At 48.2% G+C, this 21,589-nt stretch carries 17 protein-coding genes; 13 read left to right on the top strand and 4 right to left on the bottom strand.

All coding sequences use genetic code 11. The features are described from left to right. Nucleotides 1-86: 86 nt before the first annotated feature. The 3 genes from M6D89_RS12235 to M6D89_RS12225 all read left to right on the top strand — a co-directional run bounded on the left by M6D89_RS12235 (nucleotide 87) and on the right by M6D89_RS12225 (nucleotide 4,221). Complete coding sequence (locus M6D89_RS12235; protein ID WP_253968365.1) at nucleotides 87-2,996, top strand: TonB-dependent receptor; 2,910 nt, start codon at nucleotides 87-89, stop codon at nucleotides 2,994-2,996. A 189-nt stretch (nucleotides 2,997-3,185) separates the two neighbouring features. After that, on the top strand, nucleotides 3,186-3,902 hold the full coding sequence (locus M6D89_RS12230) for a hypothetical protein (protein ID WP_253968364.1): 717 nt from the start codon (nucleotides 3,186-3,188) through the stop codon (nucleotides 3,900-3,902). Nucleotides 3,903-3,966: 64 nt separating this feature from the next. Beyond that, nucleotides 3,967-4,221 carry a hypothetical protein gene (locus M6D89_RS12225; RefSeq protein WP_253968363.1) on the top strand — a complete coding sequence of 85 codons (255 nt, stop codon included), beginning with the start codon at nucleotides 3,967-3,969 and terminating at the stop codon, nucleotides 4,219-4,221. Between the two features lie 303 nt (nucleotides 4,222-4,524). On the opposite strand, the gene M6D89_RS12220 is transcribed toward M6D89_RS12225, so the two are convergent. Next, nucleotides 4,525-6,063 (bottom strand): tryptophan halogenase family protein, encoded by a 1,539-nt coding sequence (locus tag M6D89_RS12220; RefSeq protein WP_253968362.1) that lies wholly within the window; start codon nucleotides 6,061-6,063, stop codon nucleotides 4,525-4,527. A gap of 548 nt (nucleotides 6,064-6,611) precedes the next feature. Here M6D89_RS12220 and M6D89_RS17495 point away from each other — a divergent pair. The 6 genes from M6D89_RS17495 to M6D89_RS12195 all read left to right on the top strand — a co-directional run bounded on the left by M6D89_RS17495 (nucleotide 6,612) and on the right by M6D89_RS12195 (nucleotide 14,171). Next, nucleotides 6,612-7,049: an IS66 family transposase gene (locus tag M6D89_RS17495; protein ID WP_418930359.1), complete on the top strand. Its 438-nt coding sequence runs from the start codon at nucleotides 6,612-6,614 to the stop codon at nucleotides 7,047-7,049. A 992-nt stretch (nucleotides 7,050-8,041) separates the two neighbouring features. Next, nucleotides 8,042-9,646 (top strand): glycoside hydrolase family 43 protein, encoded by a 1,605-nt coding sequence (locus M6D89_RS12215; protein WP_253968361.1) that lies wholly within the window; start codon nucleotides 8,042-8,044, stop codon nucleotides 9,644-9,646. A gap of 110 nt (nucleotides 9,647-9,756) precedes the next feature. Continuing rightward, entirely contained in the window at nucleotides 9,757-10,479 is a 723-nt protein-coding gene (locus M6D89_RS12210) for a phytanoyl-CoA dioxygenase family protein (RefSeq protein WP_253968360.1), read from the top strand. Beyond that, nucleotides 10,476-12,077 carry a sugar porter family MFS transporter gene (locus M6D89_RS12205; RefSeq protein WP_253968359.1) on the top strand — a complete coding sequence of 534 codons (1,602 nt, stop codon included), beginning with the start codon at nucleotides 10,476-10,478 and terminating at the stop codon, nucleotides 12,075-12,077. The genes M6D89_RS12210 and M6D89_RS12205 overlap by 4 nt, the downstream gene beginning before the upstream one ends. Further along, nucleotides 12,074-13,048 (top strand): Gfo/Idh/MocA family protein, encoded by a 975-nt coding sequence (locus M6D89_RS12200; RefSeq protein ID WP_253968358.1) that lies wholly within the window; start codon nucleotides 12,074-12,076, stop codon nucleotides 13,046-13,048. Before M6D89_RS12205 ends, M6D89_RS12200 begins: the two co-directional genes overlap by 4 nt. Continuing rightward, the gene (locus M6D89_RS12195; RefSeq protein ID WP_253968357.1) at nucleotides 13,035-14,171 is read left to right on the top strand and encodes a glycoside hydrolase family 26 protein; all 1,137 of its coding nucleotides are present in this window, start codon (nucleotides 13,035-13,037) and stop codon (nucleotides 14,169-14,171) included. The genes M6D89_RS12200 and M6D89_RS12195 overlap by 14 nt, the downstream gene beginning before the upstream one ends. An 851-nt stretch (nucleotides 14,172-15,022) precedes the next feature. Here the strand turns inward: M6D89_RS12195 and M6D89_RS12190 are convergent. Beyond that, nucleotides 15,023-15,373: a hypothetical protein gene (locus M6D89_RS12190; protein WP_253968356.1), complete on the bottom strand. Its 351-nt coding sequence runs from the start codon at nucleotides 15,371-15,373 to the stop codon at nucleotides 15,023-15,025. A gap of 433 nt (nucleotides 15,374-15,806) precedes the next feature. Between M6D89_RS12190 and M6D89_RS12185 the strand changes: the two genes are divergently transcribed. The 3 genes from M6D89_RS12185 to M6D89_RS12175 all read left to right on the top strand — a co-directional run bounded on the left by M6D89_RS12185 (nucleotide 15,807) and on the right by M6D89_RS12175 (nucleotide 18,304). Beyond that, nucleotides 15,807-16,235 (top strand): LexA family protein, encoded by a 429-nt coding sequence (locus tag M6D89_RS12185; RefSeq protein ID WP_253968355.1) that lies wholly within the window; start codon nucleotides 15,807-15,809, stop codon nucleotides 16,233-16,235. Further along, nucleotides 16,219-17,472 carry a Y-family DNA polymerase gene (locus M6D89_RS12180; RefSeq protein ID WP_253968354.1) on the top strand — a complete coding sequence of 418 codons (1,254 nt, stop codon included), beginning with the start codon at nucleotides 16,219-16,221 and terminating at the stop codon, nucleotides 17,470-17,472. The genes M6D89_RS12185 and M6D89_RS12180 overlap by 17 nt, the downstream gene beginning before the upstream one ends. Nucleotides 17,473-17,557: 85 nt before the next feature. Then, a complete protein-coding gene (locus M6D89_RS12175) occupies nucleotides 17,558-18,304 on the top strand; it encodes a metallophosphoesterase (protein WP_253968353.1) in 747 nt (248 codons plus the stop codon). A gap of 97 nt (nucleotides 18,305-18,401) precedes the next feature. Here the strand turns inward: M6D89_RS12175 and M6D89_RS12170 are convergent, their stop codons facing one another. Together M6D89_RS12170 and M6D89_RS12165 are read right to left on the bottom strand one after the other, a co-directional pair. Beyond that, on the bottom strand, nucleotides 18,402-18,848 hold the full coding sequence (locus M6D89_RS12170; RefSeq protein WP_253968352.1) for a 5' nucleotidase, NT5C type: 447 nt from the start codon (nucleotides 18,846-18,848) through the stop codon (nucleotides 18,402-18,404). A gap of 174 nt (nucleotides 18,849-19,022) precedes the next feature. Beyond that, nucleotides 19,023-20,636, bottom strand: coding sequence for an HAD family hydrolase (locus tag M6D89_RS12165; RefSeq protein ID WP_253968351.1), 1,614 nt, complete (start codon nucleotides 20,634-20,636; stop codon nucleotides 19,023-19,025). A 522-nt stretch (nucleotides 20,637-21,158) separates the two neighbouring features. Between M6D89_RS12165 and M6D89_RS12160 the strand changes: the two genes are divergently transcribed. Next, nucleotides 21,159-21,488: a hypothetical protein gene (locus M6D89_RS12160; RefSeq protein ID WP_253968350.1), complete on the top strand. Its 330-nt coding sequence runs from the start codon at nucleotides 21,159-21,161 to the stop codon at nucleotides 21,486-21,488. Nucleotides 21,489-21,589 lie beyond the last annotated feature (101 nt).

Raw genomic sequence — 21,589 nt, 5'->3', positions numbered from 1 at the left:
AACGCGCAATAGGGTGCGCTAGCTGGAGGTGAGGACCAGGTTATCTCCAGCCCATCGATAAGCAGATAAACTGGAGCAAAAAAATAATGAGCCAACTCACTGTAAAACAACGTCTTTTATCTTCGTCCATCGCGCTAGTGATGGGGGGAGGTGTTGCTGAAGCCACAGCGCAACAAGATAACCAAGCCAACGTCGGTATGTTGGAGGAAGTAGTCGTAACCGGTATTCGCGCTTCGTTGGATCGCGCTATGGATATCAAACGCGACGCCAATGGTGTTGTCGACGCCATTTCCGCGGAAGATATCGGTAAATTCCCTGATACCAACTTAGCGGAATCTCTTCAGCGTATTTCCGGCGTGTCGATTGATCGTCAAAACAACGAAGGCTCGCGTGTAACCGTGCGCGGCTTTGGCCCGGACTTTAACCTCGTGACTCTTAATGGTCGTTCTATGCCGGCGTCACAAATTGGTTTCTCTTCGGCACCGGCGACTCGTTCGTTTGATTTTGCCAACTTGGCTTCTGAGAGCGTTTCAGGTGTTCAGGTTTATAAAACAGGCAAGGCTGATGTGGCTTCCGGTGGCATCGGTTCTACTATCAATATTTCTACGCCTCGACCATTAAATATTGGTCAGACTAAGGCAACCGTCGGCGTTAAGGCTGTTCATGAGGCTTCGGTCGAAGCGGGTGATGATGTCACCCCAGAGATATCAGGCTTGTTTAGCACAACAATGTTGGATGACAAGTTAGGTGTGTTGGTAGCTGGGTCTTATCAGGAACGCCATAATCGCGAGCAAAACGCTCAAATAGATGGCTGGGTAACCAACGGCGGTCTTAATCCTGCGGCCGCCAACGTTACGGACAATCGGGCCGAAGGGGTTGAAAATTACTTTTACCCTCAAAACACTAAGTTTGACGTGGCAGATCACGAGCGAACTAGAACGAATGCGCAAGCTACAGTGCAGTTTCAGCCAGTTGAAGAGTTTACTGCTACGTTAGACTATTTTTACGCGGACTTCGAAGATAATATTGCGCGCAACCAGTTCGGTGTATGGTTTAATGGTGGCGGCAACGTTGATAATGCAACTATTGATGAAAATGGCTCCACTACTAAAACTTCTGAAAGAGGTGGTAGCTACGACTATTTCGGTTATAACGATACGATTCTGAATGAAACAGACTCCGTTGGTTTAAATGTCGAGTGGCAAGCAACTGAGAACTTAAGCTTTGAGGCCGATTGGCACTCTTCTACCGCAACGGCGGAAGGTGCGGATGACGGTAACAACAGCTTTATTATCCTAGGCGTTCCTTTTAATGGGGCCGCTGGTGAGGGAAAAACATATGATGCTAGTTCCACCGAGATTCCGGTCATCACCACTCAGCCAAATAGCTCTACTTTTGAGCCGGAGCAGGTAGGTTCTAATATTGCAATTGCCAACCGTAGCTTTATGGATACGGAGATCGACGAGTTTCAGTTGAGTGGTTCCTGGTCTGCTGATACGGATGAAGGCTTAACCAGTATCGACTTTGGTGTGGCTCAGAAGGAAATGATAAACCGGTCTGCTTTTGTTGGTTCCTTTTTTCAGGCTGGCGGTGGTAACGCATTTGCAGATGCGGGCGTATTCTCCGATCTTTTGACTCCTGTTAGTACGGATGATTTATTTAGCGAATTGTCTGGTGGCGGCTCTTCGCTTCCTGATTCATACTTCCAGTATTTGCCCGCCGATGTTCTTGCTCGTGCTGAAGAAAGTGGATCGCTTTCTGCTGAATTTGGTCCGGGTGATTTTACTGATGACCACCGAATCACTGAAGATATTTTTAGTGCGTTCATGCAGTTTAATTTTTCCAGTGACTTTAATGGTATGCCGTTCAATGCCGTAGCCGGTATCCGTTATGAAGATACTGATGTTTTGGCGAGCAGTATGCAGCGTGAGGCTTTATACGTAGATTGGGCCTCACCAACTGAATGGTTTACTCGTTTTGCCGATGAATCAAGCTTCTCTGAGGTGGAGTCAAGTTACGACAACTTTCTCCCAAGCTTGGATACCAGCTTGGGTATCACCGATGACTTAATAGCACGTTTTTCTTATAGTCAAACCATTACCCGCTCAGATTTAGCGTCGATGCGTGGTACTACGTCTGTTTCTGCAAATCCAAAGCCGGGTCAGCGTAGCGCTTCTCGGGGTAACCCTGATCTGCTTCCTTACAGTTCAGACAATATTGACCTGTCGCTTGAGTGGTATTATGGCGAAGGCAGTTATGCATCTATCGGTTACTTTGATAAGCGAGTAGACAACTTTTTGGTCACAGAGGTTCGTGAAGAAGCCTTATTTGGTTTGCGTGACCCCGCCGCTGGTGACCGTGCTGCGGAAGCAGCTGCTAATGTGGGGCCAGACGCTACCATTGAAGAAATCTACTACGAAACGGTAGATTTGGGGTATGCGGTTACTATGCCGGACGGTGTTTCGCAAGGTATTCGTCAAGACGGTTCTGATCCATTGATTAACTGGCAGGTTCAGCTTCCGTCAAACGGTGAAGATGCCCATGTTTGGGGATATGAAATTGCGTTGCAGCACATGTTTTGGGATACGGGCTTTGGTGTTCAGGCCAACTATACTGACGTAAGTAGTGATTCAGAGGTAGATCGTGCTCAGGTGGGGTATCAGTTTGCTTTGCCGGGCCTGAGTGATTCGGCCAACTTAGTGGGTTTCTACGAGGGTTACGGCTTCCAGGCTCGTATTGCTTACAACTGGCGTGATGAGTTCCTTTCTGGTTTCGGAGCGAGTGCGGGTGATCAGACTCAACCGCGCTTTACCGAAGCTTACGGTCAGGTAGATCTTAGCGTTACCTATGATGTAACAGACAATATTTCGGTCTTTCTTGAAGGGCTGAACGTTACTGAGGAAACACAGCGAACCTATAGCCGTTACGAGGCTCAGCTTCTTAATGCGTATCAATATGGCGCTCGTTACACCTTGGGCGCTCGCTGGAACTTCTAATTTGTAATGTTCGGTAAAAAAGCCGCCTTTGGGCGGCTTTTTTTACTACTTTTTGCGAGTTGTTAAAGCTAATTATAAAGTTCTACGTTTTGGTTTTGCTATATTCGTTAATGACTTAAATTGAAATCTATGATTAGTCGACCGATAAATATTATATAGATTTTATGAGGAATAAGAGAGGAATAGATAATGAAAGGATTTAATATTATTTTTTCCTGCTCGATTTTTTTCTTTCTAGGTTTTTTCTTAAAATATTCGGGTGATGAAAAACGTTTTCATGGTGAAGGTTCGTGCCATAAGGAAAATGAAAAAATAATTTATCTACAGAATCATGTCGCTTCCCTTGAGCATAAGTATGGTAAGGGTAAGGATAGGAGTTCTGAAAAAATAATAGTTGAAGGTACATCTACGTCAGAAAAAATCAGTGAATCTTTAGAGGTTGATTGGTCGAAGGATACTAAAACCATAAAGAAGGTTGTGGCTGTAAAAAAATCTCCTATAGCTGAAGAGGAGATAATAAAGAGTGCTGCCCGAGGGTTGTATATTAAAGATCGATTGTTGTCTGGAAAGCAAAGTCCTACTTTCGATAACGTAGCATCTGATTTTGAAAATCAAAATATTGGTGATCGGGTCAAGGCTACTGAAAAAAATCAAGAAATTATTGATTTATTTTTAGAGGATGAATCGCTTTATAATATTTCTTTGAGTGAAGTTGAATGCAAAATTCGGTCATGTCGGTTAAGACTGTACAGCGGCGACCACAACACTATATATCAGAAACTATCCTCTGCTCTGGTATCCAGCGTTAAATCCGAGTTCGTGATGGTGCCTAACTTTGAAGCGGGGGAGGTCGAAGTTTACATCGGAAGAGATGGTCAATCACTGATTAATCTAACGGATGATTAATTTGGGGAAAGCCCCAAATGGCTAGTGCTACCGCATTAGTTCAGTTCAATGTAAGGAGTACATTATGAAGAATAGTATCAAGAGCGTATTAAAGTTCGTATCAGCGGGCGTGGCAGTATTGTTGGCGTCTATGGCTCAGGCGCTTCCGCCGGCCAGTGATTTTACTAATTACGCTGGTTGTGAATGGCGGTTGGTCGGTGGGTATGGTGGAAGTACCTATGGGGGAATGGCCTTTATTCCTGTGGGTGAGCGTGAGTATTCCCAACTTCAAATCTGGGCAACTGCGAATGGGGGCTACTTAGTTGACCTTCGTCCCTAATTTCCACCTAAATTAAAAGTGCTGTGCCGTAGCTTTTTCGTGTGGTTCGTGCAAGTTGCGGCGCAGCTTTGCTATGGTGAGTAGAAACCTCTAAGTAGCTTTCAAAGGGTGGCATGACGCGGCGCTGGATCTAGAAAACAGTGACTTATAGTTGTTGGGAAAGATGCTCTAGATGGACTTGGGGCGTCCCAAAGCGAGTTTCACGTCAAAACTGGTAAATATGAGCTTTTATTGTTTTCCTAGAATTAGAAAGCCCCGAAGAAAAATCGAATTTTTAAATTTCAGTACTTTCTCATACATTGCCTAGCGACATAGGTGAGAAATAAGGGCCCGATTACTTGGCAAGCCACGTGTATACTTACCTAGTTTTTCTCTGTTTTGGTTTAAGTGACGCTCGATAATCTTGTCGTAATCAGCTGCCTTGTTGGAGGCCCTCATCTCAGTGTGAAATCCCATTCCGTACAATACATATTGATAGCTGGCAGAGGAAAAGATCTCGTCTTTTCGATCAAAGTCGTATTCAGATGGCGGGCGGTAACGCCATAGTTGAAGTTTTTCTTCTAAGTGGCTTGGAATCGTTGCTGGCTGGCGATGTGTTTTCCAGTAGCCTTCCTCGCGTTGCGACAGTAAATAATGCAATTTTAGAAATTCGATAATACGTTCCCAGCGATATAGGAATTTACTGTTAAAGTTCCGGGCTACAAGGTCCATCATCTCGCGATTTTTGGGTAGTTCGTCGCGAATCATCTGGGCAGCTAATTCTACTAGCACCAAAGCGGAGGCTTCTAATGGTTCTATAAAGCCAGCGGACATCCCCACAGCCACACAATTACGATGCCAAAACTGTTTGCGGTGACCGGGCTCAAATTTTATCGTTTTAACGTCTAGTTGTTCTGCGCTTTTTTCGCCTATGTCACGTGCGGCGTATTTACGCAGATGATGTTCGGCATGTTCATCACTAGTGAAGTCACTAGCGTAAACGTGCCCGACACCGCGTCGTGTTGGTAACGCAATGTCCCAAATCCAGCCTTCGGGTTGTGCTGTGGATATAGTGGTAGATGCTACTGGGGCTTGAGGGTTGTTGTAGGGTATCTGAGTGGTAATTGCCCGATCATTGAATAGAAATGGTCGGCAATCATTCCAGGCTACACTAAAGTGTTTGCCTAATAGTAGCGACGCGCTGCCGCTGCAATCGATAAATAAGTCAGCGTTAAGTTCGCCGTTATCGCGAGTTCTGAGAGACGCTATATCACCATTGCTTAAACTGTTAATGCCTGTCACATGGTCGAGGATATGGGCTACGCCAAGGTTTTGTGTCGCGTGGCGCTGTAATAGTTGACCGAATTTCCCGACGTTTAGGTGGTAGCCGTAATTGACGACGGCTGCGTAATCCGGTGTTGCGAATTGTTTGGGAGCCAATTCGAGCTTGCACAAATGAGTCTGAACTGTAAAAGCGTCAGCGAAAGAAGTATCCTGGCAATTCTGCTGCCAGTAGCGATGCAAGTCGGTGTCGAGATACCCTTCTGGCAGTACGAACGGGTGATAGTATGTATCATTATCGGTCCCATCTGCCCAGCCACGAAACTGTGAACCTTGTTTAAATGATGCATCGCACTCGCGGAAAAAGGTTGTTTCTGATATACCAATTTTTCTTAGTGTTTGACGCATTGTCGGCCAAGTGCCTTCTCCGACCCCCACTGTTGCGACATCGGGTGATTCGATCAAGGTTAACTGGATGTTGGCGGAGTTTCTTCCGCCGTGCTCGGCTGCGATAATGCTCGCGGTTAACCATCCGGCACTGCCGCCACCGAGTATAATCACACGTTTTATATTTTGGGGCATATTATTCTCTTTTTTAAACGAATCTACACTATAACGACAGGACGGGCCGGCGTCTAGACAGTTTATTATTAAGCGCCAAGCTAAATCCTACCTCCCCAATCTAGCTTGATGTATGTAGCTTTTGTGTTTTCAATAACAGAAGGTTTTTATGAAAAATACCTCCTCAGTCTGAGTGGCCGGTTTTGATCGAAGAGTTCGAGCAAAGCGGGTTAATCCAAACCGTTCTGGCCGAGTCTAAGCAGTTTGGTGAGGTGGCGATGCGCTACTGTTCAGTCACGGCGAAGATTTCCGCGCGATTGGGGCAGCATTGCACCACCCGGTCACGGCCTTGGCGGCATGATCCAGTGGCTCGAGGGTGTCGAAAATCACCTACATTGTAAGCTGGTGACTTTCGCAAGGCTATCAACTGTTGAATGTCATCGTTCAGGATGACATGGCACTCTCGATTATTAGTCGAGCGCTGTGTGCCTTCTGCAACAAAACGCAATAAATTGAAGTGCTGTACTGGGACGATTCGTTCGGGACAGTTGGAAAACGATTGATCAGCCATACTGAATGGCTCGCTTCTGGAACAGTCCGTCATGCACCTGGACGAAGCGACTGTGTATCTGCATAACGGGTCGCGCAAAACCGCCGAGAGTCGATGTTACATGTGGGTGATGGGCAGGTTCGCTCCACTCCCACCTGTTATTCCGTTACGCCGACTCCCGGCGTCAGCCGGTGCCGATGGACCTACTCGATGGGCCGTTCGCACCCTCATAATAGATCGCTACGAAGGCTACGGAAAAGCGTGCAAGGATTACCGCATTACCCGCCTTGGTTGCTGGTCCCATGACCGACGACAGCTCATGGAGGCCAAAGTTGTCCAGAAAAAGGGAAAAGCTGGCAAGGCCGATCACCGACAAGTTCAGAGTCTGAACGGAGAAAAGGCTGACGAATGTGCCGTGTCAAAGCGCGACTGGCAACGCATTGTTATACCTGGATAATCAGTGAGGTAGACTCGTCCGTTATCTAGACGATGGTGTCCACCCCATCGACAACAGGCAGGCCGGAGCCAAGGCCCGCACTTGTCCTTACAGCTTGATCGAAAGGGCCAAGACTAACGGGCTGAACCGTACAATTTCTTACATGTGGCTTTTAAGGAGCGCCTGTCGCGCAAAGTGTCGAGGCCTTGGAGGTATTTCTGCAGTGGAGCGCTAGAAAAGACCTATAACAACTTTAACGAGGTGGTTGGTGCAGTACTGACCCCTTTCTATTCGATTATTTATCGCGCACCAGGTATTCGAAGCTGTATTTTTCCAATCGACAAGTATTTTTAATGTGACTCGCTACTCTTACCGAGAGGATTAGACGGCTAGTGGTTTAGCTCTTTTGCTTTAGTGATGTTTGGCATGGGTAGACTTGCTGAAAAAATTATATTGACTTTGCACCACCTCACTGTTAACGTTAACGGTAACGAGTAAGAGGTGTCCGTGCTTAATGGCGGTGTAGCGCCATCACGGGCTTTGGGCGTCATTATCGGCTATGAGCGAAACTATAATCTGAAGGCTCTTATGCAATAGAGTTGTAGTCGGAGGCCTGTAGTGGGCCTCCTGGGCCACGAAGTGCAGGTGTTAAATAAAAATTTAATGGTGACGTTGGCCCTAAAGCTGTTCGCTTAAATCCATAACTAAGAGTTTGCGCGACCTTCTAGCTGAGCTCTCCAAAGCTAGACTTAGTAAGAGGATATCCTCCCTAAGCGCTTTTGGCTGTCTTCGGGCAGCCATTTTTTTCACGCAACAGCTCGCTTAGCGAGTGAAAAATAAACGCAATAAACGATTGGTCGACTAACAACGGATTCTGGCTGTCACTTCTTTACCGAGCTTACGACAGTTAGGTCAATGATACCAACTCATGAACTATATGGTTTGTGAGCACGGAGGCGGGTGTTAAATATCGATCAGCATTGAATACAATTCAGTAAAAAAGATGTTATTCCATGACCACTAAAAAGATTAATAACCCCATCTTACCGGGTTTCAATCCCGACCCTTCCATCGTTCGTGTTGGCGAAGACTTTTACATTGCTACTTCTACCTTTGAGTGGTATCCAGGAGTACAAATTCATCATTCGCGTGACTTAAAGAACTGGCGCTTAGTAAGTCGCCCACTTAACCGTGCTGCGCTTTTGGATATGACAGGCGAACCGGATTCCTGTGGCGTTTGGGCGCCCTGTCTGACTTGGGCTGATGGGGTTTTCTGGCTGGTCTACACCGACGTCAAGCGCTTTGACGGAAATTTTAAGGATACTCATAACTACCTCACCACCTGTGAGAGTATTGATGGCGAGTGGAGCGATCCAATTTATTTAAACAGTAGTGGTTTTGATCCATCACTATTTCATGACGATGATGGTCGCAAATGGTTGACTAATATGGTTTGGGACCATAGACCTGACAGGACGTTTTTTGGCGGTATTATGCTGCAAGAGTACGATACTTCCTCTGGAAAACTTGTCGGTTCACCGCAGAATATATTCAAAGGATCCGAGCTTGGTTTTACAGAAGGGCCCCACATATATAAGCGCGATGGATATTATTATCTTTTGACTGCCGAAGGTGGTACGGGCTATAACCACGCGATGACTTTGGCTCGCTCGCGTTCATTAAGTGGCCCTTATGAGTTGGATCCTAACGGCCATTTTATTACCGCTAAAGATAATCCCGATCTTCCTCTGCAGCGCTGTGGTCATGGCTCGGTGGTGGATACACCTGACGGAAACGAGCACTATGCGGTCCATTTGTGCTCGCGGCCTCTGTCCTCTATTGATCGCTTTAGTCCTCTGGGGAGGGAGTCTTCCATACAGCGCGTGCGCTGGGACGAGCAGGGCTGGTTGCGTCTGGACAATGGGGCCGGTCTGCCGGAAGACTCGGTCCAGGCGCCGGACCTGCCGGAGCAACCTTGGTCAATACCGGCGACTGATTTCGACTTTGAGCAGAGCGAGCTGCCATCGGCATTTCAATGGTTGAGAACACCGCGCCACGAGCGCTTGTTCAGCTTGACTGAGCGGTCAGGTTACCTTCGTTTGTTTGGGCGTGAGTCTCTAGGCAGCTATTACGAGTCCTCTTTTGTTGCTCTGCGCCAGGACAGTCTGGAATGCGAAGCGAGTACCTCAGTAGAATTTGAGCCCGAGAGTTTTCAGCAAATGGCTGGTCTTGTCTGCTACTACAATTCACAGAAGTTTCATTACCTATACATCTCTCATGATGAAGAAAAAGGCAAGCAGCTGGCTATTATGTCCTGCCACGCTGAGCAGGGCTTGGAAGCCAGCTTTCCGGTCGAGCCCATTGCGCTGAAGCCCGGTTGCCAAGTGCACCTGAAAGCGGTTGTGCGTCGAGCGGAGCTGACCTTCTCTTATCGTTATGACGATAGCGAGTGGATTGAGCTGCCGGTAACGCTGGATTATCGCTACCTATCCTGCGAGGCGGGGAAAGGGGAGGGAGCCAGCTTTACCGGGACGTTTATCGGAATGGCGTGTCAGGATTTGAACGGCACGGCCCGAGCGGCGGACTTTGGCCATTTCTCGTACCGTAGAGAGTCTTAGGTGTAATAAAAAACGTCGGGTGTTGCACATAGAGGTAAGGCTTTAAAAGCCGGCACCCGCTGAATAACTAACTTTACAATAACGAAAGACCGTAGAGGGTCGGGGGTTATATGAACTACGAAGCGTTAGCCCAACAATTCTGGCGCGATGGTTATCTGGTGCTGGAAGATTTTTTTGAGCCTGAATTGATGGATCAATACCAGGAACTCATTGTTCGCCATTTTGGCTCGAGCCCGGCATTTCTTCATACGGATGAGTTTTTGAATAAGTCTGCCACGGAAGTCATTCCCTGGTTTCCCCAGCAAGAGGGGCAGAATGCCTTCGATGTGGCGGAGAATGATCCCCGCCTTACGGCGCTGACCGAAGCGCTACTGGGAGAGGGCTGGTATTCGTTGTATTGCATGACCATGTTTTCCCGCAAGGGAACCAAAGGCCAGGCCTGGCACCAGGATTGTGACCCGGAAGAAAGCGCTGCACGCTTCAACGTCAACCGCCTGATTTACACTGACGATATTCGTGAGGAAGTGGGCGGTCAGACCTTGGTCATTCCCGGTTCTCACCGCCGGGGTACTATTACCGTGGGGGAGGTAAACGAAGAGTTCGATGATCAAGTAGTGCTTACCCCGAAAAAAGGCACACTGGTTATGCTTCATGGCCACACCTGGCATCGGGTGCGTCCGGTCGTCGGGGGCTACCGCGTGTCTACCAATTACCGGTGTTGTCCGAAGGGGACGCCGGAAGACATTACCGATGTGTGTGTTTATCGCAATATGCGGTATAAGTTTGAGACCAGTTCCGTGGTGGAAGACCGGTTGGCGGGAGGTGGAGCATGAGCCAGCCGTCAGCTGCCGTGCCCATAGCACCTACCGCCGGTACAGCACAAGCCTTTCGGCTTGCCATTGTGGTGGCGTTGGGCGGGTTTCTTTATGGTTTTGACGCTTCGATTATCTCTGGTGCTATTACCTCCATAGCAGCCGATTTTGCCCTTTCTGACTGGCAAATGGGCTTGGTGGTTGCCGCACCAACGGCGGCCGGGATTATAGCGGGTGGTTCGGCAGGTCCTTTGAGCGATCGTTTTGGTCGAAAGCCGGTGCTTTTGTTGATAGCGATTTTGTACACAGTGTCCGCCGGCTTCTCGGCTTTGGCTCCTGACTTTTTTACGATCACCCTTGCGCGTTTTATCGGTGGTTTGGGTTTCGGGTCGCTCTCGTTGGCACCGATTTACATTGCTGAAATATCCCACCCTTCTCAGCGTGGACGTATGGTGTCCATCAATCAGTTAAATATCGTCGTTGGTTTTTCTGCAGCGTATTTTGCCAATTATGTTTTGTTGCAGACCGCTTCCTCGGGAGCCGATTGGGTCGATACGATTGGCTTAGACTCACACACATGGCGTTGGATGCTCGGTATAGAGTTGGTACCGGCGGGCCTATATGTACTGATGTTATTACGAATCCCAGAAAGCCCTCGATGGCTGGTCCTGAACAACCAGTCGAAGCGTGCGCTAGCCGTCATTCGCAAGCTAACGCCGGGAGTGGATGCTGAGCGCGAAGTGGAAGAGATTCGAGCGAGCCATACCAGCGCTTTGGAGCCGTTCTTTAAACGGCTCGCGAAGCTAATGAAACCGAGTGTTCGACTCGCGCTGGTCGTGGGGCTGGTATTGGGAGTGGCTCAGCAAATTACGGGCGTAAACGCCATTTATTTTTACGCCCCTACGATTTTTGAACAGAGTGGTGTGGGCACAAACGCAGCATTTGTACAAGCTATCTGGGTAGGGTTAACCAATGTTGTGTTTACTCTGGTCGCCATGTTCTGCATAGACCGCTACGGTCGCCGCCCTCTGCTTCTGGTGGGTTTATTCGGCGTGATTCTTAGCATGGCAATATGTGCTTATGGCTTTAAACAAGCAACTTTTGTAGTGGATGACGCTCGAGCAATTGAAATTGAAAACGTTGAGCTAAAAACCCGCCTGGTACCGCTGGAGGGTGTGGTGTACAAGAATGATGTGACCTTCAAGCGGGCGCTGCGCGAATACCTGAGTGAAAGCGAGTTGCGCGAGCAGCAGGGCCAGATTATCAAAGCGGCTATCAATATCCAACCAACACTGATTCTAATCGGTATTCTCGGGTTTGTAGCCTCGTTTGCGGTCTCTCTAGGGCCGGTGATGTGGGTTTTGCTCTCGGAAATTTTCCCGAATCATTTGCGAGGTGTCGGGATGGCGTTTATCGGTGTAGTCAACAGCGCTGTCAGCTTTATGGTGCAATTCATCTTTCCGTGGCAGTTATCTAACTGGGGCTCAGCGATCACCTTTTTGAATTACGGAGTCTTCGCGATTATTGGGTTGGTGTTGGTGTATTGGCTGTTGCCGGAGACTAAAGGTAAAACCCTGGAGGAATTGGAAGCTGACTTTACGCGGGGAGGGCAATCATGAGCCGGCCCATTCATTGGGGGCTGCTGAGCGCGGGAAATATTGTTGGACAGTTTGCCCGCGACTTTGCCGTCGTTGAAAACGCGGTGATACACGCTGTAGCAGCTCGCAACGGTGATATTGCTTCTGCCTTCGCCCGCGAGCATGGCATCGCCAAGGCTTATGAGGGCTACGAGGGGCTCCTGACTGATCCGGACATCGATGTGATTTACATCGGAACTCCTCACAACTTACATTTTGAGCATGCCAAGGCCGCGTTAGAGCATGGCAAAGCAGTGCTGTGCGAAAAGCCGATGACGGTAACTCCCAAAGAGTGCGAGGAGTTACAGCGTGTCGCCGAGCGCACAGGTGGCTATTTGATGGAAGCCATGTGGACTTACTTTCTGCCACCGGTGCAGACGGCTTTGCGTTGGGTGCAAGAAGGGCGCATTGGTCGCATTTGCCAGATTAAAGCTGATTTTGGTTACCCTCAGCTTCCTTTTGATTCTAAAAAGCGCGTGTACGATGCGAAATTGGCAGGCGGTTGTCTGTTGGAGATGGGGGTATATCCCGTAGCTTTGGCGTGGCTATTTATGAAACAAGACCCGACCGAGGTTCAGGTAGTGTCCCGCCATGCCCCCAACGGAGTAGAGGACGATCTGGCGGTGTTGTTCAATTATGCGGATGCGGTCGCGACGCTCGGCACCTCCTTTCGCTGCAAACTGCAAAATTGGGCGTACATTATCGGTGAGGAGGGTTACATCGCCATCCCTGATTTTTGGCGCGCACGCGAGGCGTCTTTGTATGTGCTGGATGATCGAGTCGATCACTTCGTGGACGAGCGAGCGACAGATGGCTTTCATTATGAGGCCCAAGCGGTGACCAATGACTTGCTGGCCGGCAGGGCGGGCTCTTCGGTGGTGGCCGCGCGGGACAGTCTGGCCATTCAGCGTCAAATGGCCATGATTCGTGAGGCGTTTTGTGACGATGTGTAAAATACACGCTCAGGCTGCTTCGATCGTATTGTCCTTGCTGGCGCTGAGTTTGAGCGCTTGCGGCGGTTCCGGGGGTGGGTCCGCCGGGCCGTACTCCAGTGGACCAGAGTCCGATGCGCCCGAAACGCCTAACTCCGAGCTTGAGCCAGATACACCGCATGAGCCGGTCTCAGCCATGCCTCCGGTCTATCGCCCAGAGGCCGACAAAACTTGGTTGTTTGTCGGCCAGGATAACGCTTCTGTCGGGGGTAATTTCACCTACAGTAATGGCTATATAGATCATCTGGGTGTACCAGCGGGCATAACTTCTTATATCGGTTTTGGCTTTGATTGTTTACCAGAACTACCCGGCTTAGTCACTACTGTAGACTACGGCGCGGGGCCTATTAATCTAAAGCATTATTTGGATTCGGGCACGCTCGAGGGGGTGCGAATACACCTGTCCATTGATATGGCCTACAACGACTCGGAAGTGGCCACCGCCAATGGTGATAAAGACGCATGTATCGAACAAGTAGCCCGTTTTATTGGCGACTATCCAGAGGTGTTTTTCTTCGTGCGCCCGGGTTACGAGTTTGACGGGGCCCATAACCACTACGATCCCACTGCCTTCAAACAAGCCTTCCGCCGCATTGTGGATACCTTCCTGGCCCACGAGTTGACTAACTTTAATACCGTGATGAGCTCAGTGACACCGGCCAGCACAGCTTCGAAGTGGGAAGATTACTGGCCCGGCGACGAGTATGTGCAGTGGATTGGCTATTCAATATTTGACGCCGGTCTAGTGCTTGGCTCATCAAAGCTTGGTACCGTCCAGTTTGCCCAAGCCAAGCAAAAACCTATCTTTATCGCCGAAGCTGCACCGCGCGGATTTCAGTTAGACGAACTTACCAAATCCGAGTCGCTTGAGCTGTGGGATAGCTGGTATCGACCGGTCTTCGATCATTTAGAACAGCATAGCGATATCATTGGTGTTTTTGCCTATATCAATGCGGACTGGGATTCCCAAGTATTGTGGGCGGGTGAGGGGTGGGGCGATACCCGTATACAGGAGAATGATTGGATTCGAGCGCTTTGGCAAGAAGAAGATTCGTTTACAGTCTTACTCCAGTCGAAAGATTAGCGACTAAAGCGTTCTACGCGGTTTAAACTCCGTGCAGAGCAATCTAGTTTGAGACTTTAATGTTTAGTTCTTAGTTGGTTGCTCAAGCATGCGACTGGATATTTGATGCTTGGGTTGTTTGCCCGTATGTCAGTTTTGTGAATTGCCAAAGGCTTATTAAGGCTTTTAGGGTTGGGGATTACATAGTGATTCCCATTGAATAAAGATTAAATAAGGGAGATGTCTATGCGTGCTCCTCCAGACATCTGCCGCCGTGTGACTTGCCTTGCCAGACAAAACATACTCCTTGTATTTGAGGTTTTTCGTGGTGAGCTTTGTAATTACATCTCCAGAGAAATGCTCTACCGTAGCAATACATTCTGAAGTCGGTGACGCGCAAATCTACACTAGAGGGTACTGATTGGAACGAAATATACAAAATTATGGTTTCTTATAGCAGGTCCGGTTAACTGATATAGGAACTGATACAAAAATGACGTAATAATCTTCATTTGGTTTGGACGGAAAAGATAATTTCCTTATAAATCAAAAGGAAACGCGCCCCACTAGCCCCTAGTAAGTGATATTTAAACTGATACAAAATGCGCTTTCTATAGCCGAAAATGGCATATCTTGAGTGAGGTTTCTGCTATCGAAATATCCTCTAACCGACGCTCCTTCGGATCCCGTCGCCTAAGACAACGTAGAGTTATGCGCTCTTTATTCTTTACTCAACGACAACGCTGCAAATTATCCGCGATTACCTTCACTACGTGTAATTACGCAAACTGGAGATAATTTTAGGTAGTTTACGGGATATCCCGGCATTACTGGAGTCAATTGAAGACCAATATCATGCCTATTTACGTGTTTCACGCGCGCTTATAAATTGCACCGCGAAACCTGCCAGAACAGAAGTATTCAGCCCAGACATCAGGCTCAAATCCTGACTGAATCCAGTGCGCCCACCTTCCTAGCGCTACTGGCTGAGAAATAGTCGAGCCAGGTCTTTGCCTAGCCCCAATAGAATAGTCGGGCACAATAATACCGCCATAAACCTTCTGGCCATTATGGTTAAAGATGTCAACCTGATCACCAGGCTCCAAAATAATCAGGCCTTCGTAGCCAGCGGTGCCATCCTGCTGCAGTGCCCAGACTACGCCTTCGGTTCCGGTTTCAAAGTATTCGATGAGTAAGCCGAATACGGGTGTTGGTATGCTCATAATTACGCCAATCGGTGAACGAGATTCCAGTCAATGTCGCTAGATACTTCTGGGGTTTCAACTCAGGTTCGATCAAGTATAAATGCCTTTTTCAAAGGAGTAACAACCCCTGCAATTCCACATAGCCTGCCGCGAGTACTATGCCCCGCCGGTATTGAACCGGGCCTTTGTCTGCTCGGGTGGCCAAGCTGGGTGGAGCCACCAGCACATAGGGTCAGGTCATAGCCACCATCATGGGTAAAGATTACCGGTACCGGCTCGTTGGGGGCCAGATTGTTTTGGGTAGGCAGCTGGTCATGCCCCAAGTCCAACACCCTGAGCATGTCTGCCGCCCTGGCGTCTGATCCACGAATATTCGCCCGCACATGTAAAACCCCTTGACGCTGTCTGAGCCTTTGCCGATATACTGTATATATTTACAGTATTGGTCACTATGAAGATTATACCGGTTAGAGAGCCGCTAAGCCGCTTGCCCCTGCACCTGTTTACCCATCGTGTACGAGCGGGCTTCCCGAGTCCAGCGGACGACTACATTGAGCAGCCGCTGGATTTGAACGAGCACCTGATTCGCCACCCGGCGGCTACCTACTACGCCCGGGCCCAGGGGGACTCGATGCTGCAGCTGGGCATTTACGATGGGGATCTACTGGTCGTAGATCGGTCACTGGAGGCCCACCATGGAGATGTGGTGATTGCGGCGGTTAACGGCGAGTTGACCTGCAAGGTACTGGATACGCGCTTGGGGCGTTTGCTGTCCGGCAATAATGACTTTCCACCCATCCCCTGCACCGGCGACACTGAGCTGGTGGTTGAGGGCGTGGTAATAGCATCCATCAGGTACCACCGTGTTTGCGCTGGTTGATTGCAATAGCTTTTACGCCAGTTGCGAGCAGGTGTTCCGGCCGGATCTGCGAGGCCGCCCCGTGGTGGTACTAAGCAATAACGATGGCTTTATCGTCGCCCGCAGCAAAGAGGCCAAAGCCCTGGGCATACCGGACCTAGAGCCCGTCTGGAAGGTGGATCATTTGCTGCGCAAACACAAGGTGGCGGTCTTTAGCAGTAATTACCCGTTATACGGGGACTTATCTAGCCGAGTCGTAACCACCTTGCGCCAGTACGCCGCCGAAATAGAGGTATACAGCATTGATGAAGTTTTTGTACGCCCCTGGGCCGCTGACGGTGATTTAAAAGCCCTAGGGCACACGATGAAGAACGCTGTATGGCGCGATGTGCGTATACCAGTGGGCGTGGGCATGGCCAGCAGTAAAACCTTGGCCAAGCTAGCCAACCGCGCCGCGAAGAAGGTGCACGCGCTAGAGCATGTGTGTGTGGTCAGCACCGAGACACAGCGACAGTGGCTACTGAAACGCGCCGATATTGAAGACATTTGGGGTGTGGGGCGAAGACTGGGCAAGCAACTACGGTACTTGGGCATTAACACCGCCTGGGAGCTTTCAAATGCCGATGTGAAGTGGCTGCGCAAGCGGTTCTCCGTCTGTCTGGAGCGCACGATAGAGGAGCTAAACGGCGTTAGCTGCCTGGAGCTGGAAGAAGCGCCACCGGCCAAAAAACAGATTTACTGCACCCGTTCGTTTGGCGAAAAAGCCACTGCCTTACCGCCGGTACTCCAGGCGACCGCTTTGTACGCTACCCGGGCGGCTGTAAAGCTGCGAAAGCAAAAGCATTTGGTGAAGCTTATTCATGTGTTTTTGCAGACTTCACCCTTTGATAAAAACCACTACGCCCGCAGCTGCACGATACAGCTACCCTATCCCACAGATGACACACGGCTAATCGTGGCCGCCGCCCAACGCGGAGCCAAACACCTGTTTAAAGAAGGGTATCAGTTTTTAAAGTCTGGCGTGGGCTTGGTGGACATCGTCGATAAAACCTATCTGCAATCGGACATGTTCACCCCAGCGCAGCCACCCAAGGCCGATGCGCTGATGAGTGTGATGGACAGCATTAACGCAAAATACGGCACCGGCAGCGTGCACACAGCGGCCGAGGGCGTAAAGAAGAAATGGGCGATGCGGCAGAGCTACCGCTCGCCTAGCTATACGACCAGTTGGAATGCGCTACCCAGGATTCAATGTTAATGTAAACGCCATCATCTAAACGACACATTACTTTTCTAGCCCCTGTAGGTTATTTAGGTGATTCAGCACAAACTTGAGAGATGCAATGAAGATACAACTTTTGAGTGATCTACATCTGGAGTTCGAAACGTTTGACTATGAGCCCACTGACTGTGATGTCGTGCTGCTCGCCGGTGACATTCACGTAAAGGACAGAGGCATAAAGTGGGCGCTGGAGGTGATCCGAGACAAGCCTGTTATCTATGTTCTGGGTAATCATGAGTTTTATGGAAAAGCTTATCCCAAGCATATTGATGACATGCGTGAGATATGCAAGGGGACCAATATTCATCTCCTTGAAAATGAAAGTATAGAAATTGATGGGGTCAATTTTCTTGGCTGTACGCTCTGGACCGACTTTGCAATTTATGGCGACCCGAGACTAGCAGGCGCCCAATGCCAGCAGCTTATGAACGACTTCAAAAAAATTCGGGTTTCTCCAAGATACAGCAAGTTGCGCTCAATGGATGCAGCACTCATACACCGTGAGTCACTCGAATGGCTTGGAGAGCGATTGCAATCAAGTAAAGCCACTAAGAATGTGGTTGTTACCCATCACGCCCCATCAGAAAGATCCGTCGCAGACCTGCACCGGGGTGATGTCGTAACCTCGGCATATGCTTCTGACTTAGAGGGTTTTATAAATAAAAATAATCCCGATCTATGGGTTCACGGGCACATGCATAATTCTTCATCATATCGTATTGGAGGGTGTAGAGTCGCGTGCAACCCGAGAGGCTATCCGGAAGAAAGGAACCCGGACTTTGATTCGCGGTTGGTGCTAGAGGTATAACGACAGACTTCAAAATCGAAAACCGTCTCCATGCACCCATGTGTCGCCTCACGGATTCTGAATACCCATAAATACTGGCAATATGGTTGGCACCTGATTATAAATTATCTACCAAAGAATATCTCTCGGAAAAATATTTACGAACAGATGGCCAATCAGGAAAGCGCTCTGATCCAAAGTGTATGAGCTCTCCTTCAAATTCATCCTGCCCTTTTCCTTTAATATTATCGTCGATTAAATAGTGCCCTTTATTGAGGTTTTTATGGGGTGTGATAATCAGCTGGTTTACGGCTTCAAAACCCAAGTACTGCTCTACCCAGATTCTTTTTTCACTGTAACAATGCGGATTTTTAATCGAGGGTGAGGTCAAAATATAAACCGACAGCTGGGGATGGTTGTCCAGCCATGCGTAGGTTTCAATCGCGCCAGGCATTGGACTCAAGCTCTGGTAAAGTCCGGGTTGACTCTGTGGGTACTTTAAGTCTGGGTATTTTTCCTGATGAGCTTTATACCCTGCATTGTAATCACAGAGCACATGGTCCATGTCAATATACACAATCCTTTTCTCATTTACTGAGTTCATAGACATCATTTGTCTTTACCTGCCATATTTTTCCAATTCAGCATGCAGCCTTAATCGAGACAAAACCAGATGCAATGTCATGCACAAAAATCTCTCAATGATTCCGACGCCGGATCGCGAAATACATTTATGGAGCTAGAATTCATCGTCAAAAAGGCTGAAATATGCCAGCACGTGCATATTACCCGAAAGCGGCAGTAGGGAGATCGCTGCCGCTCTTAAGATATCATTACTATACTCTTCATAACCCAAGTCCTTGCAGATTTTACTCGCTTCACCCTCATCGAGTCCTGACAAGACATTCTTAGCTTCAAGCTCACCCAGATTGACTTGAGACTTACCGCCTGGGATATTTTTCCATATGTTCGGACAGAGGTTGTCGACTAAGTAGCCATTTTCGTGAATCTTAATCAGGCCTACAAGGCCATAATCAATGTAAACGAAAAATGTTGTCATTTCGTCGACAAGATTATTTGCCTCGTTATCATGATAGTAGAAATCCAGATCGAAGCTTCTTTGGCGTATCAGTGTAGGATGGTAACGCTCGTATCCGGCAACGTGCTTATCTGCTTTGAAACAGCGTCTCAGCAATTTTTCGAGCTGTCTCTCGCGATATTCGTAAGCACCTATTTCCTTTCTAAGCTCGGGTAAGGATCGATATCCAAGATACTCAAGTTTCTTGAGCATTATGAGTAGCTCCTGATCATCCTTATAAGCTTCGCTGTACGCCAAAAACTCTTTGATTAACAATAAATTTTCGGAGTTATAGTAGACGTCTCGTCGGTCATCTATGACCACAATCTGATCGATATCGTATCCATATTCAGCATACATTCGTATATCTTTTATTATTCTACTGCCACGGAAAGTCAGGTCTTCGCGTGTTTTTATGACTGAGAATTCGGTTAAATCTATGCCGCACAGAGGCAGCATTCGATCGATGTATTCTCGGGTCGCGGTTGTGCATATGGCCAAATCATAGCCCATTGCCTGAACCGCAGTGATGAAGAGCTTAAGATGGGGTCTTGGATAGGTTTTAGCAGGCAACTCATCGAACGGGATCACACCACCCGACGGGAGTAGTTCAAGGTAGCCTTCAGCCGTTAGTTTAGAACCACTTGCGAGCGCGACTTCCGCATCGAAGGCATGCGTACTCAGCAAAGTATTGTCTACATCGAGCACTAAAAGTCTTGGCTTTACATTATGGTCTATTGAGTTTCTCTCTTGCTTCGAAGAGGCAGGCGACATGTAGAGAGGCTTAAGGTCCACTTGGTCGCTAGCCAGGACTTGAAGCTTCTCATTAAGAGGTTCCAGAGTTATAGCCGCGATGGTTAAGACGTCATCCTCGTCCACCTCGAAGCCCATGCGTCGGCAATCACGCTCTAAGTCCAGCGACTCAAAAAAAGGGAATCGAAACTGGTTTTCTACATCACCATGCCTCAATAAGGTGCGGCCTTCGGGGTAATCGCCCCATACTCGGGGGCTCAGATTGGTGATTATGAGACCGTCGATAGTGGCTTCAAAAGTCCCTACTAGACCGAAATCAATGTATACCAAAAAGATCTTTATTGTACGGGTATCTATTTTGGCAGTGCTCTGGTTATAAGCGACGTAAGAAGTGGGAAGCAAGGGGGAAAGGTGTGGCGGGTCATTCAAGTACTTTTGGGCGTTAAAGCAGCCCAGAATGAGTCTTTGGATCTGTTTTTCACGGGTTAGTTTAGATTCAGTTATGGTGGAGGAGTGATGCATTGAAGCCTCTTGGAAACCTATAGGCGTTAAAGCTAGTTTACACCGAATATTGAATCAATTTCATTCGGTGGGGGGGCGGTGATCCTCAGATTTGAGATTTCAGTGTCGGCGAGATCAATGTAACTTAAAAGTTTTTGGATTGGTCTTTCAAAATCGTCACTTTAGATAGCCAAATTTGTTGGCAGGCCAGCCGTGTTTTCTCCGCGACAGCTAAAACCGTAAAGAATTATTATTCTCGATGCTTCTTAATTGAAATTCCTATTCGTGCTAATCTCCATTTCATAAGTAAATTTTTGGTCTTAATAAAGAAAGTGCTAGTTGTAAATGGAAGAAAATTGAAAGCCTAGCGAAATAATATTTGTCACAATGTTTTGACAAAACGCCAGTTGAAGCCCGTTAAAACCTTGTAATGGATTAAGAATCATCTAGTAATTCTGGATATGTATTGCGTAGCCATATTTCCTCAATTGGCTCGTAATGAGAATGGGTATTATTAGCAATAGGTTAAAAGAGCGCCTAGCAATGAGCGAGACTAAAGCACATAAAATTTTAATTCGTTGGGGGGTTTCACCCTCTGACCAAGCGAGAATGATACCAGATCGAAAGCCTGGATCGCTCGATTCCAGCACTATGGATGAGACGTACGGTAAAAAATTAGAATACATAGAACTCATTAACGAAACTTTGAGGATGATGTTCGAGAACCCTCAGAATGTTGATGGCTTCATGCAAATGAAGAATTTTAATGCCCCGTTTAACGGTCGACGCCCCATTGATCTGCTACTTGAAGGTGATGTGGACGCCTTTGAAAGGGTGTGGAGATCGCTGCATTCGGTAGCGCTAGGTAATTAATCATGCTTTTTGTCAGAAAGGTCTGAAAATAGAAGGGCACCGAATTTTCCTTTAAGCCGAGAAACTTTATTGCATCGATGTGCGGCCAATAGAAGTGGATA

It is taken from the genome of Gilvimarinus xylanilyticus (assembly GCF_024195295.1).
GTDB classification, from domain to species: Bacteria; Pseudomonadota; Gammaproteobacteria; order Pseudomonadales; family Cellvibrionaceae; genus Gilvimarinus; species Gilvimarinus xylanilyticus.
The sequence above is the reverse complement of the archived record's forward strand: the minus strand, read 5'-3'. Positions and strand labels throughout refer to the sequence as shown.

What these genes read in the sequence shown, in the direction of transcription:
- M6D89_RS12235 (WP_253968365.1), top strand. Translation starts at nt 87, where the DNA reads ATGAGCCAACTCACTGTAAAACAACGTCTTTTATCTTCGTCCATCGCG.
- M6D89_RS12230 (WP_253968364.1), top strand. Translation starts at nt 3,186, where the DNA reads ATGAAAGGATTTAATATTATTTTTTCCTGCTCGATTTTTTTCTTTCTA.
- M6D89_RS12225 (WP_253968363.1), top strand. Translation starts at nt 3,967, where the DNA reads ATGAAGAATAGTATCAAGAGCGTATTAAAGTTCGTATCAGCGGGCGTG.
- M6D89_RS12220 (WP_253968362.1), bottom strand. Translation starts at nt 6,063, where the DNA reads ATGCCCCAAAATATAAAACGTGTGATTATACTCGGTGGCGGCAGTGCC.
- M6D89_RS12215 (WP_253968361.1), top strand. Translation starts at nt 8,042, where the DNA reads ATGACCACTAAAAAGATTAATAACCCCATCTTACCGGGTTTCAATCCC.
- M6D89_RS12210 (WP_253968360.1), top strand. Translation starts at nt 9,757, where the DNA reads ATGAACTACGAAGCGTTAGCCCAACAATTCTGGCGCGATGGTTATCTG.
- M6D89_RS12205 (WP_253968359.1), top strand. Translation starts at nt 10,476, where the DNA reads ATGAGCCAGCCGTCAGCTGCCGTGCCCATAGCACCTACCGCCGGTACA.
- M6D89_RS12200 (WP_253968358.1), top strand. Translation starts at nt 12,074, where the DNA reads ATGAGCCGGCCCATTCATTGGGGGCTGCTGAGCGCGGGAAATATTGTT.
- M6D89_RS12190 (WP_253968356.1), bottom strand. Translation starts at nt 15,373, where the DNA reads ATGAGCATACCAACACCCGTATTCGGCTTACTCATCGAATACTTTGAA.
- M6D89_RS12185 (WP_253968355.1), top strand. Translation starts at nt 15,807, where the DNA reads ATGAAGATTATACCGGTTAGAGAGCCGCTAAGCCGCTTGCCCCTGCAC.
- M6D89_RS12175 (WP_253968353.1), top strand. Translation starts at nt 17,558, where the DNA reads ATGAAGATACAACTTTTGAGTGATCTACATCTGGAGTTCGAAACGTTT.
- M6D89_RS12170 (WP_253968352.1), bottom strand. Translation starts at nt 18,848, where the DNA reads ATGGACCATGTGCTCTGTGATTACAATGCAGGGTATAAAGCTCATCAG.
- M6D89_RS12165 (WP_253968351.1), bottom strand. Translation starts at nt 20,636, where the DNA reads ATGCATCACTCCTCCACCATAACTGAATCTAAACTAACCCGTGAAAAA.
- M6D89_RS12160 (WP_253968350.1), top strand. Translation starts at nt 21,159, where the DNA reads ATGAGCGAGACTAAAGCACATAAAATTTTAATTCGTTGGGGGGTTTCA.